Annotated in this window: 19 protein-coding genes; 6 read left to right on the top strand and 13 right to left on the bottom strand. The window is 73.1% G+C overall.

What is annotated here, in order from left to right:
• Window positions 1-97: 97 nt before the first annotated feature.
• Genes FB388_RS37545 through rfbD form a run of 3 tightly spaced genes read left to right on the top strand, consistent with a single transcriptional unit; the run spans window position 98 to window position 2440 of the window.
• Complete coding sequence (locus FB388_RS37545; RefSeq protein ID WP_142107383.1) at window positions 98-1051, top strand: NAD-dependent epimerase/dehydratase family protein; 954 nt, start codon at window positions 98-100, stop codon at window positions 1049-1051.
• Complete coding sequence (locus FB388_RS40770) at window positions 1048-1596, top strand: dTDP-4-dehydrorhamnose 3,5-epimerase family protein (protein ID WP_246122790.1); 549 nt, start codon at window positions 1048-1050, stop codon at window positions 1594-1596. The genes FB388_RS37545 and FB388_RS40770 overlap by 4 nt, the downstream gene beginning before the upstream one ends.
• 1 nt (window position 1597) lies before the next feature.
• The gene (gene rfbD / locus FB388_RS40765) at window positions 1598-2440 is read left to right on the top strand and encodes a dTDP-4-dehydrorhamnose reductase (RefSeq protein ID WP_246122788.1); all 843 of its coding nucleotides are present in this window, start codon (window positions 1598-1600) and stop codon (window positions 2438-2440) included.
• Here rfbD and rfbB read toward each other — a convergent pair.
• From rfbB to FB388_RS37500, 8 genes are all read right to left on the bottom strand, one after another.
• The gene (gene rfbB / locus FB388_RS37535; RefSeq protein ID WP_142107382.1) at window positions 2424-3401 is read right to left on the bottom strand and encodes a dTDP-glucose 4,6-dehydratase; all 978 of its coding nucleotides are present in this window, start codon (window positions 3399-3401) and stop codon (window positions 2424-2426) included. The two genes, rfbD and rfbB, sit on opposite strands and share 17 nt — an antisense overlap.
• A gap of 8 nt (window positions 3402-3409) precedes the next feature.
• Entirely contained in the window at window positions 3410-4297 is an 888-nt protein-coding gene (gene rfbA / locus FB388_RS37530; protein ID WP_142107381.1) for a glucose-1-phosphate thymidylyltransferase RfbA, read from the bottom strand.
• Window positions 4298-4306: 9 nt separating this feature from the next.
• On the bottom strand, window positions 4307-5227 hold the full coding sequence (locus FB388_RS37525) for a decaprenyl-phosphate phosphoribosyltransferase (protein WP_142107380.1): 921 nt from the start codon (window positions 5225-5227) through the stop codon (window positions 4307-4309).
• Window positions 5224-5727, bottom strand: coding sequence for a phosphatase PAP2 family protein (locus tag FB388_RS37520; RefSeq protein ID WP_142107784.1), 504 nt, complete (start codon window positions 5725-5727; stop codon window positions 5224-5226). The genes FB388_RS37525 and FB388_RS37520 overlap by 4 nt, the downstream gene beginning before the upstream one ends.
• Window positions 5728-5936: 209 nt before the next feature.
• Window positions 5937-6731: an HAD family hydrolase gene (locus FB388_RS37515; protein ID WP_142107379.1), complete on the bottom strand. Its 795-nt coding sequence runs from the start codon at window positions 6729-6731 to the stop codon at window positions 5937-5939.
• 83 nt (window positions 6732-6814) lie between these two features.
• On the bottom strand, window positions 6815-7858 hold the full coding sequence (locus FB388_RS37510) for a DNA polymerase III subunit beta family protein (protein ID WP_211362463.1): 1044 nt from the start codon (window positions 7856-7858) through the stop codon (window positions 6815-6817).
• A 34-nt stretch (window positions 7859-7892) separates the two neighbouring features.
• Window positions 7893-8291: a type II toxin-antitoxin system VapC family toxin gene (locus tag FB388_RS37505; RefSeq protein ID WP_281290527.1), complete on the bottom strand. Its 399-nt coding sequence runs from the start codon at window positions 8289-8291 to the stop codon at window positions 7893-7895.
• Window positions 8288-8548: a type II toxin-antitoxin system Phd/YefM family antitoxin gene (locus FB388_RS37500; RefSeq protein WP_142107377.1), complete on the bottom strand. Its 261-nt coding sequence runs from the start codon at window positions 8546-8548 to the stop codon at window positions 8288-8290. The genes FB388_RS37505 and FB388_RS37500 overlap by 4 nt, the downstream gene beginning before the upstream one ends.
• Before the next feature lie 61 nt (window positions 8549-8609).
• Here FB388_RS37500 and FB388_RS37495 point away from each other — a divergent pair, with 61 nt between their 5' ends.
• A complete protein-coding gene (locus FB388_RS37495) occupies window positions 8610-9254 on the top strand; it encodes an endonuclease (protein WP_142107376.1) in 645 nt (214 codons plus the stop codon).
• Window positions 9255-9276: 22 nt separating this feature from the next.
• Here FB388_RS37495 and FB388_RS37490 read toward each other — a convergent pair whose 3' ends face one another.
• The 3 genes from FB388_RS37490 to FB388_RS37480 are packed head-to-tail and all read right to left on the bottom strand — an operon-like array spanning window position 9277 to window position 11560.
• Complete coding sequence (locus FB388_RS37490) at window positions 9277-9741, bottom strand: DUF350 domain-containing protein (protein WP_142107375.1); 465 nt, start codon at window positions 9739-9741, stop codon at window positions 9277-9279.
• 8 nt (window positions 9742-9749) lie between these two features.
• Entirely contained in the window at window positions 9750-10916 is a 1167-nt protein-coding gene (locus tag FB388_RS37485; RefSeq protein ID WP_142107374.1) for a glutathionylspermidine synthase family protein, read from the bottom strand.
• Window positions 10916-11560 (bottom strand): hypothetical protein, encoded by a 645-nt coding sequence (locus tag FB388_RS37480; protein ID WP_246122786.1) that lies wholly within the window; start codon window positions 11558-11560, stop codon window positions 10916-10918. The genes FB388_RS37485 and FB388_RS37480 overlap by 1 nt, the downstream gene beginning before the upstream one ends.
• Window positions 11561-11742: 182 nt before the next feature.
• Between FB388_RS37480 and FB388_RS37475 the strand changes: the two genes are divergently transcribed.
• Both FB388_RS37475 and FB388_RS37470 read left to right on the top strand, forming a co-directional pair.
• Window positions 11743-13152, top strand: a complete 1410-nt coding sequence (locus tag FB388_RS37475) for a septum formation family protein (protein WP_170226006.1) — start codon at window positions 11743-11745, stop codon at window positions 13150-13152.
• A 53-nt stretch (window positions 13153-13205) separates the two neighbouring features.
• A complete protein-coding gene (locus tag FB388_RS37470; protein WP_142107781.1) occupies window positions 13206-13544 on the top strand; it encodes a metallopeptidase family protein in 339 nt (112 codons plus the stop codon).
• 21 nt (window positions 13545-13565) lie between these two features.
• On the opposite strand, the gene FB388_RS37465 is transcribed toward FB388_RS37470, so the two are convergent.
• Together FB388_RS37465 and pheA are read right to left on the bottom strand one after the other, a co-directional pair.
• On the bottom strand, window positions 13566-14198 hold the full coding sequence (locus tag FB388_RS37465) for a histidine phosphatase family protein (RefSeq protein ID WP_246122785.1): 633 nt from the start codon (window positions 14196-14198) through the stop codon (window positions 13566-13568).
• The gene (gene pheA / locus FB388_RS37460) at window positions 14195-15139 is read right to left on the bottom strand and encodes a prephenate dehydratase (protein WP_142107372.1); all 945 of its coding nucleotides are present in this window, start codon (window positions 15137-15139) and stop codon (window positions 14195-14197) included. The genes FB388_RS37465 and pheA overlap by 4 nt, the downstream gene beginning before the upstream one ends.
• Between the last annotated feature and the right edge of the window lie 13 nt (window positions 15140-15152).

The following is a 15152-nucleotide window of genomic DNA, read 5'->3' as shown; positions in this document are numbered from 1 at the left end:
CGCCCCACCGGGGCACCGCTGGCCTCGGCCATCTGGGATCTCCCACGGGCGTGCTGGCGCTCACAACCGTACGCGGGCGGCCCGTTACGATCCCGCCGTGCGCGCCGTAGTGACCGGTGGGGCCGGGTTCATCGGGTCCCACGTCGTGGATTCCCTCGTCGCCGACGGCGCCGACGTCCTCGTGCTCGACGACCTCAGCCACGGGTCCGCCGCCAACCTCGCCGGCTCCCCCGCGGCCGAGCTGGTGGAGCTCGACGTGCGCGACGAGGCGGGCGTGCGCAAGGCGATCACCGGGTTCGCGCCCGAGGTGGTGTTCCACCTCGCGGCGCAGATCGACGTGCGCAAGTCGATGGCCGACCCGGTCACCGACACCTCGGTCAACGTCCTCGGCTCGGTCAACGTCTTCTCCGCGGCGCTGGCGGCGGGCGCGCGGCGGGTGGTGAACACCTCCACCGGCGGGGCGATCTACGGCGAGACCGACGTCGTCCCCACCCCGGAGACCACACCGACCGACCCGCTGTCGGCGTACGGGCTGGGCAAGCGCACCGCGGAGCGGTACGGCAGCTGGTTCCGGCGCAGCCGCGGGCTCGACGTCGTCACCCTGCGGTACGGCAACGTGTACGGGCCGCGCCAGGACCCGCGCGGCGACGCCGGCGTCATCGCGATCTTCTGCGACCGGGTGCTCGCGGGGCAGCGGCCCACCGTGTTCGGGGACGGCAGGCAGACCCGCGACTACGTGTTCGTCGGTGACATCGTCGCCGCCAACCGGGCCGCCGCCGCGGCGACCGACCTCGCGCACGAGATCTACAACGTCGGCACCGGCACCGAGGTCGACGTGCTCGCACTCGCCGAGGCCGTGGCCGCGGCGGCGGGCGTGGACGACTTCACGCCCGAGCTCCTGCCGGCGCGGCCCGGCGAGGTGCTGCGCAGCTGCCTCGACGTCGGCCGCGCCCGGACCGACCTCGGGCTCCCCGAGCCGACCGGCCTCACCGACGGGCTGCGCGCCACCCTCGACTGGGTGCGCACCCTCCCCCGGGAGCGGTCCGAATGACCGACCTGCGGGTGTCGCAGACGTCCATCCCAGGCCTGCTGCACATCGACCTCGTCCTGCACCACGACGGCCGCGGCTGGTTCAAGGAGTCCTTCCAGCGCGCGAAGCTCGAGGCGCTCGGGTTCCCGCCGTTCGAGATCGTGCAGAGCAACGTCTCCTACAACGCCGAGGTGGGCGTCACGCGCGGCATCCACGCCGAGCCGTGGGACAAGTTCATCTCGCTCGCGCACGGTCGGGCGTTCGCCGCGATCGTTGACCTGCGGGCGGGCGAGTCGTTCGGGCGGGTCGAGACGTTCGAGCTGCACCCGGGCAACGCAATCTTCGTGCCCCACGGGTGCGGCAACTCCTACCAGACGCTCACGCCGGACGTCGTCTACTCGTACCTGGTGAACGAGCACTGGACGCCGGACGCGCGGTACACGCTGATCCAGGCGTTCGACCCCGCGCTGGGCATCGAATGGCCGATCGGTGAGGACAAGGCGATCCGCTCCGACAAGGACCGCGGCCACCCACCGCTGTCCGCCCTCGCCGCGACGGGGGCATGACGTGCGGGTACTCGTGCTCGGGGCCGGTGGGCAGGTGGGGCGGGCGTTGGTCGCGGCCCTGCCGGACGCCACCGCGCTGCGCCACCTCGACCTCGACATCGCCGACGCCGCGAACGCGACCATCGACTGGGCGGCCTACGACACCGTCGTCAACGCCGCGGCGTTCACCGACGTCGACGGCGCGGAGACCGTCCAGGGCCGTGCCGCCGCGTGGCTGGCCAACGCCGCCGGGCCGGCCGCGCTCGCCGCGATCTGCCACCGCTCCGGCTCGACGCTGGTGCACCTGTCCACCGAGTACGTGTTCGACGGCCGGTCCACGCAGCCGTACCCGGAGGACGCGCCGGTCGCGCCGCTGTCGGTGTACGGCGCGTCGAAGGCCGCCGGCGACCTCGCCGTGCAGACCCTCGAGCGGCACTACCTGGTACGCCCGAGCTGGGTGGTCGGCGACGGCCACAACTTCGTGCGCACCATGCTCCGGCTGGCCGAGAAGGGCGTCGAGCCGTCCGTGGTGGCCGACCAGATCGGACGACCGACGTTCGCCACCGACCTCGCTTCCGCGATCGTGCACCTCGTCGCGAGCGGGGCCCCGTACGGGACCTACCACGTCACCGGTGGCGGCGAGCCGGCGTCGTGGGCGGAGGTCGCCCGGGCCACCTTCGCGCTGGCCGGGCACGGCGACCTCCGGGTCACCGACACCACCACCGCCGAGTACTTCGCCGACAAGCCGCACGCGGCGCAGCGCCCGCTCAACAGCGTGCTCGACCTGTCCCGGGCCGCCGCGGCCGGCGTGGAGCTGCCGGACTGGCGCGAGCGGCTCGCGGAGTACGTCACGTCCGGTTCTTGAGCGGCTCCCACCAGGAGCGGTGCTCGGTGTACCAGCGGACGGTGTCGGCGAGACCCCGCTCGAACGACACCTGCGGGGCGTAGCCCAGCTCCTCGGCGATCTTGGACCAGTCCACGCAGTAGCGGCGGTCGTGGCCCTTGCGGTCGGCCACGGGCTCGATCATCGACTCGTCGGCCCCCACGGCGGCGAGCAGCCGCAGCGTGAGCTCCTTGTTCGTCAGCTCCGTGCCGCCGCCGATGTTGTAGACCTCGCCGTCGCGCCCCTTCTCCGCGACGAGCTGGATGCCGCGGCAGTGGTCGTCCACGTGCAGCCAGTCGCGGACGTTGAGGCCGTCGCCGTAGAGCGGCACCTTCCTCCCGTCGAGGAGGTTGGTGACGAACAGCGGGACGACCTTCTCCGGGAACTGGTGCGGCCCGTAGTTGTTCGAGCAGCGGGTGATGCAGACCGGCAGGCCGTGCGTGCGGTGGTAGGAGCGGGCGAGCAGGTCCGAACCCGCCTTCGAAGCCGAGTACGGCGAGTTCGGTTCCAGGGGGTGCGTCTCGGGCCACGCGCCCTCGTCGATCGAGCCGTACACCTCGTCGGTGGAGACGTGCACGAACCGCGAGACGCCGCGCTCGAGCGCCGCCTGGAGCAGCACCTGCGTGCCGACGACATTGGTGGAGACGAAGTCGGCTGCCCCGGCGATCGAGCGGTCGACGTGCGACTCGGCCGCGAAGTGCACAACGACGTCCGTGCCGGCCATCACCTCGGTGACAACACCCGGGTCACGGATGTCGCCGCGGACGAACCGCAGTCGCGCGTCGTCGGTGAACGGCGCGAGGTTGGTGAGCGTGCCGGCGTAGGTGAGCAGGTCGAGCACCACGACGTCGGCATCGGCGTACGCGGGGTAGGCGCCGCCCAGCAGCGAGCGGACGTAGTGCGAGCCGATGAAGCCCGCTCCCCCGGTCACCAGTACCTGCACGTTCTCTCCTAACCCGCGAACGACTTCGCCACGTCCATCACGTACTCGCCGTAGCCCGACTTCGCCTGCCGCTCGCCCAGCGCGTAGCAGGCGGCCGGGTCGATGAAGCCCATCCGCATCGCGATCTCCTCGATGCAGGCGATCCGCACGCCCTGGCGGTTCTCCAGCACCCGCACGTACTCACCCGCCTCCAGCAACGACTCGTGCGTGCCGGTGTCGAGCCAGGCGAACCCGCGGCCGAGGTCCACCAGCTTCGCCGTGCCGCGCTCGAGGTAGGCGCGGTTGACGTCGGTGATCTCCAGCTCGCCCCGGGCCGAGGGAGTGAGGCCTGCCGCGATCTCGACGACGTCGTTGTCGTAGAAGTAGAGCCCGGTGACCGCACGGTTGGACCGCGGGTGCGCCGGCTTCTCCTCGATCGACAGCAACCGGCCGTCGGGGCCGGCCTCCGCCACGCCGTAGCGCTGCGGGTCGCGCACCGCGTAGCCGAACAGCACGCAACCCGCCTCACCGTCGGTGACGTCGGCGATCGAGCGCTGCAGCAGCCCGGAGAAGCCCGGCCCGTGGAAGATGTTGTCGCCGAGCACAAGGGCGGCCGCGTCGGAACCGACGTGCTCGGCACCGATCACGAACGCCTCGGCCAGCCCGTTCGGCTCGGGCTGCTCGGCGTAGCCGATGCGCAGGCCGAGCTCGCCGCCGTCACCGAGCAGCCGCCGGAACACGGGGACGTCCTGCGGGGTGGAGATCACGAGGATGTCCCGGATCCCGGCCAGCATCAGCACCGACATCGGGTAGTAGATCATCGGCTTGTCGTAGACGGGCAGGAGCTGCTTCGACACCGCACGGGTGATCGGGTGCAGCCGCGTGCCCGACCCGCCGGCCAGGATGATGCCCTTCATCGGCACCGATCAGGAGTAGACGGCGAGCGTCAGGGTGGCGACCCACACGAGCGCCAGCACCTGCAGCACGCGGTCGCCCAGCGCGATCTCCTCCGGTTCGCCGCCGTTGCCGGAGTCGACGTCGACGGAGTAGCGCAGCACCGCGATCACGAACGGCACGATCGAGATCACCGACCACATCTGGTTGTGCCGCACGACGCCGATGTCGAAGGCCCACAGCGAGTAGGTGGTGATCAGGATCGTGGCCGACAGCGCCCACACGAACCGCAGGTAGGACGCGGAGTAGCTCTCCAGCGACTTGCGGATCTTCGCGCCGGTGCGCTCGGCGAGCATCATCTCGGCGTACCGCTTGCCGGCCACCATGAACAGCGAACCGAACCCGGCGACCAGCAGGAACCACTGCGACAGCGCGATGCCGGTGGCCGCGCCGCCCGCGATGGCGCGCAGCAGGAAACCGGAGGCGACGATGCAGATGTCGAGCACCGCCTGGTGCTTGAGCCAGTAGCAGTAGGCCAGCTGCACCGCGATGTACACGCCGAGCACGACCACCAGCTGGACGCTCGCCAGCGCGCTCAGCGCCAGCGCGCCCAGCAGCAGCACGGCGGCCACGGCCATCGCGAGGCCCGGCGGGACGATGCCTGCGGCGATCGGCCGGTTGCGCTTCGTCGGGTGGGCCCGGTCGGCGGCCACGTCGTTGGCGTCGTTGACCAGATAGATGCCGGACGCGGCGAGCGAGAACGCCACGAACGCCACCGCGAGCTCCATCACGATGCCGTGGCGCAGCAGGTCACCGCTCGCGAACGGCGCGGCCAGCACCAGGACGTTCTTGACCCACTGCCGGGGCCGCATCGTCTTCAGCACGCCCCGCGCGACGCTCACGGGCGTGCGGTGCGGGACGGCCTGCTCGGCCGGCACGTCGGTGCTGGTCATCGCTCTTCCTTCCGGATGGCCCTGCGCGCCACGGCCGCGACGGCGGCGCCGAGCGCGGAGCCTGCGAGGACATCTGTGGGGTAGTGGACGCCGAGCACCATCCGCGAGAGCGCCATCGCCGGCACCACGACGGCGGCGAGCGGCTTGCGCAGCAACGCGCCGAACAGGACCGCTGCCGCGGTGCTGGAGGTGGCGTGCGCCGACGGGAAGCTCAGCCTGCTCGGGGTGCCGACGTGCACCTGCACCCGCGGGTCGTCGGGCCGCGGCCTGCGCACCACGCGCTTGACCCCGACCGACGCCCCGTGGGCGACGGCCACCGCGGCCGTGGCGGCGATCCACTCCCGGCGGCGCCTGCGGTCGACGAGCGCCCCGATCGCCCCCATGGCGAGCCAGCCGGCGGCGTGCTCGCCGAAGAACGACATCCCGCGCGCCACCCGCACCACGGGCGGGTGGGCCAGCGCGCCCTGCACGGCCTCGAGGACCCACACCTCGGCTGCCATCGGCGGGACGTCGACCGTGCCGTCCGGCTCGAGGGTCGGGACGGCGTGCGGGCGGTCGAGTAGCTCGGCCACGGGCGGGGCCTCCAGTACGGCGTGCGGGCGGTGCGGCCCGCGCGGGAAGAGGTGCGGCACGCGCCGCACGGAGTGCGCTGACGTCGCCCGATGCTACGCCCGGTCACGCTGCGTGTTCGGGTGTGGGCGGAACAGTGTCAGAACCAGCGCTCCAGAACGAGCGCCAGACCGTCCTCCGCGTTGCTCGCCGTGACCTCGTCGGCGACCTCGAGGAGCGCCGGGTGGGCGTTCCCCATCGCGACGCCGTGCCCGGCCCAGCGCAGCATCTCCAGGTCGTTGGGCATGTCGCCGAACGCGACCACGTCGGCGGCCGTCACACCGCGCCGCCGCGCCACCTCGGCGAGACCGGTGGCCTTCGTGACGCCGGGCGGCGACACCTCGACGAGCCCGCGCGGGTAGGAGAACGTGAGGTCGGCCTGGTCGCCGATCACCGGGGTGAGGGCGGCGACCATCGCGTCGCTGGACAGCCGCGGATCGCGGATGAGCAGCTTCACCGCAGGCCGGCTCAGCAGCACGGAGCGATCTGCCGCGATCTCGTCGCCGTCGTCCCAGGCGTGCCGGTACCCCGGCTCGGCGACGAACGGCGCGCCGAGGTCGACCCGCTCGACCGCCAGCGCGCACCCGGGCAGCGTCTCCGTCGCCGCTTCGGCGAGCCGGGCGAGCGCGTCCGGCGGGATGGCGTCGGCCCACAGCACGCGGTCCGCAGCGGCGTCGTAGAGCACGCTCCCGTTGGCGCACACGGCGAGCGCGGCCACCTCCAGCTGCGCCACGACGGGCGGGATCCACCGCGGTGGCCGGCCGGTGACCAGCACGAACCCGACCCCGGCCGCGACCAGCCGCTCGACGACGGCGACCGCACGCGGCGAGACCCGCTCGTCGGGGTCGAGCAGCGTGCCGTCGACGTCGGTGGCGACGAGGCTGGGAGGTTGCACCCGACCAGACTACGTTCGCGCGGTACGTGTCCTCGTGGTGTCCGCTCCCGCTCGTGAGCCCGACCGACCGCGGTCGTGAGCGTCTACAGGCGCACCGGCATGAGCAGGGAGACCGACCGCGGCGACCGCCCGGTGATGACCAACGGCGTGATCGGGCCGTCGAGGCCGAGCACGAGCTGGCCACCGCCGCCCGCGTCCAGAGCCTGCAGCAGGAACTCGCGGTTCACCGCGACCCCGGGGCCGTCGGTGATCCGGACGCCGCCCGGCCCGCTCTCCAGGGTCGTCACCTCGTACTCGGTCCCGTCACGACGCACCCGGCGTGGAGGCGCCGCTGCCAGCGCGGCCCGCAGGGCGGCCCCGTCCACCGCGACCCCGGCGTCGTCCACGGGCAGGAGCCTGCGGTAGTCCGGGAACGGTTCTGCGATCACATCCCCGTCGAACGTCCCGGTGCCCGCCGCCACGCGGACCACCCCTCCGGCCAGCGTGATCGCGACGGTCTCCGCCGATGGGATGCGGTCGACGAGGTCGACCGGGAGCACGGCCCCCACCGCCGGACCGTCCATCCCGACGACGGGCACCTCGGCCGCCGCGAGCCGGTAGCGGTCGGTCGCGACGACCGTGAGCGCACCGGGCGTCACGTCGAACAGCACACCCGACAGCACCGGGAGATCCGGGTCGGAGCCGACGGCGAACCGGACGGCGCGCAGCGCGGCGGCCAGGTCGGTGCCGCGGACGGTCACGGTGGTGGTCGGCACGAGATCCTCCTGTGCGAGCAGTGATCGGACGGAGGAGAGCTCACGGCGGGCGTCGGCAAGGCCCTGTTCCAGGCGGAGCAGGTGCCGGTCGAGCATGGCGTCGACGGCGCCCGGGTCGTGCCGGGCGGCCAGCACCTCCCGGATCCCGGCCAGCGGCACCCCGACCCGGCGCAACGAGGCGACGAGCCGGGCGACGACCACCTGGTCGGGGGTGTAGTACCGGTAGCCGGAAGCCGGGTCGACGCTCGCAGGCGTCAGCACCCCCGCGCCGTCGTAGAAGCGCAGCGCGCTGACCGACAGGCCGCTCTCGCGCGCCATCCGGCCGATCGTGCGCACCGCCCCGGCCGAGCCGGCCCCCTTCGAGCTCTCCACGTCACCGACCCTCGTGCCTCGACATGGTCGAGAGTCAACGTCGAACGCGGATGACCTCGAGCCCCATGACGCCCGCGAGCGGACCGAAGCCGTCGTCCTGCGTCACGACCGGAAGACCACGGGACGCAGCGACCGCTGCGATCCAGAGATCGTTGACGTTGACCCGTCGACCGCTCTCGGCAAGGTGCACGCGCATCCGCGCCCACGCCCGCGCGGCCGACTCGTCGATGTCGATCAGCTCGATGTCGCTGACGGCGTCCAGCGTGGCCAGGCGGCGCGCCCTGATATCGACATCCGCAGCTGCGAGGACGCCGGCCTGGAGTTCCGCCAACGTCACGACCGACACCGCCGTTTCCTCAGGAATCCCCTGCTCGTCGAGGGCCCGGCCGCTCTCCAGGGCGATGAACACGCTCGTATCGAGCAAACCCTTCACCTGATCGGGCCGAGGTCGTCCGTCGTGTCGCCGGCCAGCCGGGCGAGGTCGTCCCGGAGGCCGGGATCTGCCTGGATCCGGCGGAGGCGCGACACGAGCTCCTCCCGCCTGATCCACGACCGCCGTGTCCGCTGTACCGGCACCATCTCCGCGACCGGCCTGCCGTTGACGGTGATCGTGACCCGCTCACCGGCTTCGACCCGCCGCAGCACACCAGCCGTGTCGTTCCGCAGCTCGCGGGAGGGAACGCTGGACATGCGACGACCGTAGCACTGCTGTAGGCCAACGTAGCCGCACTCGGAGCGGGTACGCAGGGGCATGGCCGACGAACGGACCCTCCTGAAAGCACTGCTCAACCGCGCCGGCACCACGTACGCCGAGCAGGCCGGGATCCGGCTGAAGGACAGCCCGGCGCCGCTGTACCGCCTCCTCGTGCTGTCGGTCCTGCTCTCGACGCGGATCAAGGCCGACATCGCGGTGGACGCCGCCCGCGCGCTCGCCGACGCCGGGATGGGCACGCCGGCGAAGATGCGCGAGGCGTCCTGGCAGGAGCGCGTGGACGCGCTCGGGCGGGCGAGCTACAAGCGCTACGACGAGAGCACCGCGACCGCGCTCGGCGAGGGCGCCGAGCTGGTGCACCGCGAGTACGGCGACGACCTGCGGAAGCTGCGCGACCGCGCCGACGGCGACCCGAAGCGCATCCGGGAGGCGCTCACCGGGTTCCCGCGGCTGGGCCCGGTCGGCGCCGACATCTTCTGCCGCGAGGCACAGGACGTGTGGCCGTCGCTGCGCCCCGCGATCGACGGCAAGGCCCTCGACGGCGCACGCCGCGTCGGGCTGCCGGCCGACGCGCACGAGCTGGCCCGGCTCGCTCCCGGTTCGGACCTCGCCCCGCTGGCGGCGGCGCTGGTGCGGGTGGCGCTCAACGAGCCGCTCGCGGAGGAGGTCGTGGCAGCGGCGTGAGCCGGGCCGCCCGACCCGCGGGTCAGAGGATGGCGACGGCCACGACGAGGCCGAGGGCCAGGTGCGCCGCGGAGACGACGAAGGCCTGCGGGCGGATGCTGTCGGCGGCCAGCACGGCGCCGATGTCGATGCCCGTGACCCACTCCAGCAGCCGCACGCCGCCGACCTGCGCCACGATCCCGACCAGACCGAAGATCAGCGACGAGAGCAGGCCCTCGAGCAGGCCACCGGTCGACGTGTAGATCGCGACCACGATGATGAAGGCCATGCTCACCATGCCTGCGGCGGTGACCACCACGGCGTTGGGCAGGCCGTCGCGGACCAGCCGGTTGAGCTTGCCCGGAGTCGTGATGTCGACGGCGTAGAAGCCGAGCAGCACGAGCAGCACGCCGAGCACCGCGTAGAGCAGGATCGCGCCGACGCCACGGCCGATCACCTCGCCGAAACCCGGTCCGATCTGGGCCAGGAACGTCACGAATACCTCCATGGGGAGCGTCAGGATGCGGGGATGCGGTGGGGGACGAACGCCGCGCCGTCGTCGGTGACGAGCCCGACGGTCTCGCGGATGCCCAGCCCGGCCGCGGTGTCACCGACCACCCACGCACCCAGCGCGGGACGGTAGCCGTCGAACTCGGGGAGCGGGTCGAAGAGCTGGTAGACGTACCCCTCCTCGCCGTACACACCACCCGTCTGGTGCTCCATGCCGGGCGCCACGATCGAGATGTTCGCGCCCTCGCGGCCGAGCCGGGGCTTGCGGACGTACTCGGTGAGGAGCCCCGGCTGGTCGAGGTAGGCGGGGAGCAGGTTGGGGTGGCCCGGGTACATCTCCCACAGCACGGCGAGCAGCGCCTTGTTGGACAGCAGGGCCTTCCACAGCGGCTCGATCCACAGCGTCTCCGGGAGGCTGCGGATCACGCTCTTGCCGAACTGGTCGGTGAGCACCCACTCCCAGGGGTAGAGCTTGAAGACCGCCGCCATGGGCGATTCCTCGAGGTCGACGAACCGGTCGAGGGCGGCGTCCCAGCCGATGTCCTCGATGGTGAGGCCGACGGTGTCCAGGCCCGCCTCGGCCGCCGTCTCCTGCAGGTAGCCGGCGGTGACGTGGTCCTCACCGGTGGCGTCGCCGCCCGACCACGTGAAGTGGATCTCGCCGCCCGGCAGCCTGCCCTTGATCGTCGTCCAGCGCTCCACGAGCGCCTCGTGCAGGGAGTTCCACTGGTCGTCGTCGGGGTGGACGTCCTTGAGCCAGTACCACTGCAGCAGCGACGCCTCGAGCAGCGTGGTGGGGGTGTCGGCGTTGTACTCCAGCAGCTTGGCCGGGCCACCGCCGTCGTAGCGCAGGTCGAACCGGCCGTAGACGTGCGGGTCGCTGCGCCTCCACGACGCCGCGACGGCGTCGAAGGCCCACTCCGGCAGCGCGAAGTCGCGGTACCGCTCGGTGGTGACCACGTGGTCGACGGCCTCCAGGCACATCCCGTGGATCACCTCGACGTCGGCCTCGAGCGAGAGGACCTCGTCCATCGAGAACGTGTAGTGCACGGACTCGTCCCAGTACGGCCGGGGCGCACCGCCGATGCCGACGCCCGGCGTGTTGTAGACCATGCCCTGCTCGCGGACGATGCTCTCCCAGCCCGGGCGGGGCTCCCCCGTGTGCCGCTCCACTAGGAACCGCTGCTCGAGCTGCCGCGCGAGACCCCGAGCCCGCCCCGGGACACCGAGCTGCTCCCGGACGGGTTGACGACGGTCTTGCCGGACGAGGTGGTGACCCGGGTGCCCTCCCTCGGCACCGTGGTGGTGCCGCCCTGCACCTTCTGGCCGATCGCGCCGCTGCCGCCGTACGTGTAGTGGTACTGGCGGCCGCCGCCACCGATGAAGATCGGGTAGACGCCACCCCCGCCGTAGTACCCGCCGCTCGAGCTCGCGGGAGTGACGCAGTTCGAGTCGTCGACGATCACACCCTCGTCGTCGACGCACTGGGCCTGGACCTCGTCGTCGGCCTGCACCACGGAGTACCCGACGGCGATGAGCGCGACCACGCCGACCGTGACGCCCGCACCGATCAGGATCCGCTTGCGCTTGCGCTTGGAGCGCTCCTGCTCCTCGGCCTCCTGGCGCTCGGCCTCCTCCGCGCGGCGCGCGGCGACCTCACGGGCGCGGCGCTCGGCGAGAGTGGGTTCACGCGGAGTCGTCGACTCGTCCTGGAAGCGCATCCGGCCGCGAGCACCCTCGTCCGGCGCCGGTGCGCCGTCGGGCTGCTCGTCCGGCTCACCGCCGGTCTTGCCGCCGTCGACATCCTCGTCGGGCACCGCTCATCCCCCCTTCGGCCGCGCTCCCGGGCCGGTGACAGGTCCGTCCCGCGCGCCGAACCGTACCGGGCTGCCACCCACCGGCAAACGCTGACGCTCGCAGCACGCCGACGACCGATGGTCGCGCAGATCGACCCCGCCCTCTGGACGTGACCCCAGGTAACGGCATGATGACGGCCGACATGGACCGACTGACCGCTCCCCCCGGCCGGCCCCGGACGCCGCAGCACCCAGGTGCCCCACGCCTGCAGCCTGCGCTGCGCCCTGGCGACGCGCCCACCGTCGTCGTCCCCAACGTCAACCGCCTCGCCGCTGCCCGGGCCACGGCGCAGGGCAACGCGGTCGCCGCCCGCACGGGCAGACACAGCGTCCCGGCTCCGTCGGCGCAGCCCGCGCCCCCACCGCCTCCCCCGTCCCGCGCCCCCGAGCCGCGGCTGGTGCGACGCATGGTCCTCGGCGTCCTCATCGGCTCGCTCACCATGCTGGGCGTCGCCACCCTCGACTCCTTCGCCGGCGCCAAGGTGCCCGTTCTGGGCACGCTCGCCTCGCTCCCCGCGGCCGTGAGCGGGTCGAGCGCGCGTGAGGTCCCCCCGCCGCCCGCCACCCCGGGCACGTGCCTCATGTGGACGCGTCCCGACGCCGCCGACACCGACGTCGTCGACTGCGCCCAGCCGCACCTGTTCGAGCAGGCCGGTTCCGTCACCCTCGCGAGCGACATGGCGCTGCCCGACGACCGGCAGTGGCGTCAGCTGGTCAACGAGCGTTGCCAGCCGGTCGTGGTCGACTACCTCCGCGGCAAGTTCGACCCGGACGGGCGGTTCCGGGTGGGCGCGCTGAAGCCCTCGCCGTCCAAGTGGGCCGACGGCGACCGCGAGCTGCGCTGCGGCGTGCAGAGCGCCTCCCGGTCCGGCGCGCTCCTGCCCCTCTCCGGCCGCGCGGCCGACTCCGACCAGGCCGCCGTCCACGATCCGGGCACCTGCCTCGCGATCGACGGCCGCACGATCGGCGACCCCGTCGACTGCGCCGGGCCGCACGCCGTCGAGACGGTCGGGATCGTCGACCTCTCCGAGAAGTTCCCCGACGCCTTCCCCGCGGTCGGCGACCAGGACGCCTACCTGCAGCCCCAGTGCGCCAAGATCGCCAACGAGTACGCGGGCAGCGCCGACTCGATCTCGAAGAAGGGCCTCACCGTCTACTGGGACAACATCACCGAGGCGTCCTGGAAGGCCGGCAGCCGCAAGGCCAACTGCAACCTCGCGGCGCTCCTGCCCGACCGGAGCGGGTTCGCGCCCGTCACCGGGCCGGTGAAGGGCGACGTCGTCGTCGGCGACGAGCCGGCCCCGCCCGTCACCGGCACGCAGGGGCCGAGCACGCCCGCCCCGCCGACGGACGGCCCGCCCGCCGAGGAGATCCCCACGGCGACGCCGACACCGGCGCCGACGAGCGAGCCGTCCGCCCCGACGCCCCCGGTGGAGCCGACCCGGCCGGCGGCCACCACCCCGCCCGCGCCGGAGCGCCCCGAGAAGCCGGAGACGCCCGAGCCGCCGGTGGTCAGCGGCGTTGCGCCGACCGCCGCGGTGACGGGCCGGTAGCGAGGCGATGAGCGCGCCGCCGGGCACGGCGGTGCGACCATCCAGCGGTGGACATGACCCGGCGGCAGTTCGAGGAGCTCGTCGCGGACGCACTCGACACGATCCCGCCCGAGCTCACCGCCGCCATGGACAACGTCGTGGTGCTGGTCGACGACCGCCACGGCACCGATCCGGAGCTGTTGGGGCTCTACGAGGGCGTGGCGCTCACCGAGCGCACGTCGAACTACGGCGGCGTGCTACCCGACCGGATCATGATCTACCAGGACGCCATCCTCGACATCTGCGAGACGGAGGACGACGTCGTGCACGAGGTCGCCGTCACCGTCGTGCACGAGGTGGCACACCACTTCGGGATCGACGAGGCGACCCTGCACGAGCTCGGCTGGGGCTGAGCCGCCGCCGAGCTCGGCCGATCAGGCAGGCGCGCCGCCCGCGGTGACATCACCGGGCACCGGCACGGCGCCGTCCCAGTGCTCGAGCGCCCAGCGGCCGTTCTCGGGGCGCAGCACCACGATCCCCGTGTTGGGGAGGAAACGCGTCTCCGCGGTGTCGCCGAGCAGGGCGGCCGCCGCGAGGCGGATGGCGGCGCCGTGGCTCACGAGCACGACGTCGCCGCTCGCGCCGTCCAGGATGCCGTCGAGCGCGGGCAGGAACCGCTCCCGCACGTCGTGGGCCGACTCGCCGCCGGGGAGGCGGGCGTCCAGGTCTCCGGTCCACCACGCGTCGTAGACGGCCATGAAGCTCTCCAGCGCCGCGCGGCCGGACCGGCCCTCCAGCTCGCCGCAGAACACCTCGTGGACCCCGTCGACCACCCGGACGTCCAGACCGTGCGCCGCGGCGACCGGGGCGGCCGTCTCCTGCGCTCTGATCGCCACCGAGGCGTGCACCGCGGTGACCGGGTCGGCGGCGAGCCGCTGGGCGAGCGTGGCCGCCTGGGCCTGGCCCCGCTCGTTCAGCGGTAGGCCCGGCGGGCGGGTGTCGAGGATGTGCTGCGCGTTCGCCGGGGTCTCCCCGTGCCGCGCCATGACGAGCCGGACATCACTCACGCCACTCCCCCCGTGCGCACTCGGTCGAGCCACTCCTGGGCGGCGCGGAACTGCGCCGCGTCGGCACCCCCGACGGGCAGCGGGGACGTGCTGGGGGGCGCCGTCGACGCGCCGTTGGCGGCACGCGGGTAAGAGCCGAGGAACCGGACGCGGTCGCACCTGCGGTGCAGGGCGGCGAGCGCCTCGCCCATGGCCGGCTCGGCGACGTGCCCGGTGCAGTCGAGGTGGAACCAGTACTCGGCGTGCCGGTCCTTGATGGGCCGGGACTCGATGCGCGTGAGGTCGATCCCGCGCACCGCGAGCTCGGTGAGCAGGCCGAGCAGCGCGCCGGGCCGGTTCTGCGTGGTGGCGGCGAGCGTGGTGCGGTCGTGCCCGGTGGGCGCGGGCGGCGGCCCGGGTGGGGACACGAGCGCGAACCTGGTGATCGCGCCCGCGTTGTCGGCGATGTCGTCGGCGAGGATGTCGAGGCCGTGCTGCTCGGCAGCCAGTGGCGCCGAGACCGCAGCGTCGAACTCGCCCCGCGCCACCTGCGCGGCCGCCTCGGACGTGGAGGCCGACAGCAGGACGTCGGCACCGGGCAGCCGGGCCGCGATCCAGTCGCGGGTCTGGGCGATGCCGTGCGGGTGGGACGCGACCGTGCGCACGTCGGCGAGAGTCGTACCGGGCCGCACCAGCAGCGCGAACCGGACGGCCAGCAGGGCCTCCCGCACGATCACCAGCGGCGGGTCGACCACCAGGCCGTCGAGCACCGCGGGGACCGCGCCCTCCACCGAGTTCTCGATCGGGACGCAGCCGAGGTCGGCCGAACCGTCCCGCACGGCGGCCAGCACGGCCGGGGAACCGGTGCAGGGCAGGAACTCGGCCCCGGCGGCCTCGGGCATCGACCGCAGTGCCTGCTCGGTGAACGTGGCGCGCGGCCCGAGGAACGCGATACGGGTCACGTCCCGACCCTAC

Origin of the sequence: Pseudonocardia cypriaca (assembly GCF_006717045.1) — a bacterium.
In the GTDB taxonomy this organism is placed as follows: Bacteria; Actinomycetota; Actinomycetes; order Mycobacteriales; family Pseudonocardiaceae; genus Pseudonocardia; species Pseudonocardia cypriaca.
Note: the sequence above shows the minus strand (reverse complement) of the source record. Positions and strands in the feature narration are given on the sequence as shown.

What these genes read in the sequence shown, in the direction of transcription:
- FB388_RS40770 (WP_246122790.1), top strand. Translation starts at nt 1,048, where the DNA reads ATGACCGACCTGCGGGTGTCGCAGACGTCCATCCCAGGCCTGCTGCAC.
- rfbA (WP_142107381.1), bottom strand. Translation starts at nt 4,297, where the DNA reads ATGAAGGGCATCATCCTGGCCGGCGGGTCGGGCACGCGGCTGCACCCG.
- FB388_RS37525 (WP_142107380.1), bottom strand. Translation starts at nt 5,227, where the DNA reads ATGACCAGCACCGACGTGCCGGCCGAGCAGGCCGTCCCGCACCGCACG.
- FB388_RS37520 (WP_142107784.1), bottom strand. Translation starts at nt 5,727, where the DNA reads ATGGCAGCCGAGGTGTGGGTCCTCGAGGCCGTGCAGGGCGCGCTGGCC.
- FB388_RS37500 (WP_142107377.1), bottom strand. Translation starts at nt 8,548, where the DNA reads ATGTCCAGCGTTCCCTCCCGCGAGCTGCGGAACGACACGGCTGGTGTG.
- FB388_RS37495 (WP_142107376.1), top strand. Translation starts at nt 8,610, where the DNA reads ATGGCCGACGAACGGACCCTCCTGAAAGCACTGCTCAACCGCGCCGGC.
- FB388_RS37490 (WP_142107375.1), bottom strand. Translation starts at nt 9,741, where the DNA reads ATGGAGGTATTCGTGACGTTCCTGGCCCAGATCGGACCGGGTTTCGGC.
- FB388_RS37475 (WP_170226006.1), top strand. Translation starts at nt 11,743, where the DNA reads ATGGACCGACTGACCGCTCCCCCCGGCCGGCCCCGGACGCCGCAGCAC.
- FB388_RS37470 (WP_142107781.1), top strand. Translation starts at nt 13,206, where the DNA reads ATGACCCGGCGGCAGTTCGAGGAGCTCGTCGCGGACGCACTCGACACG.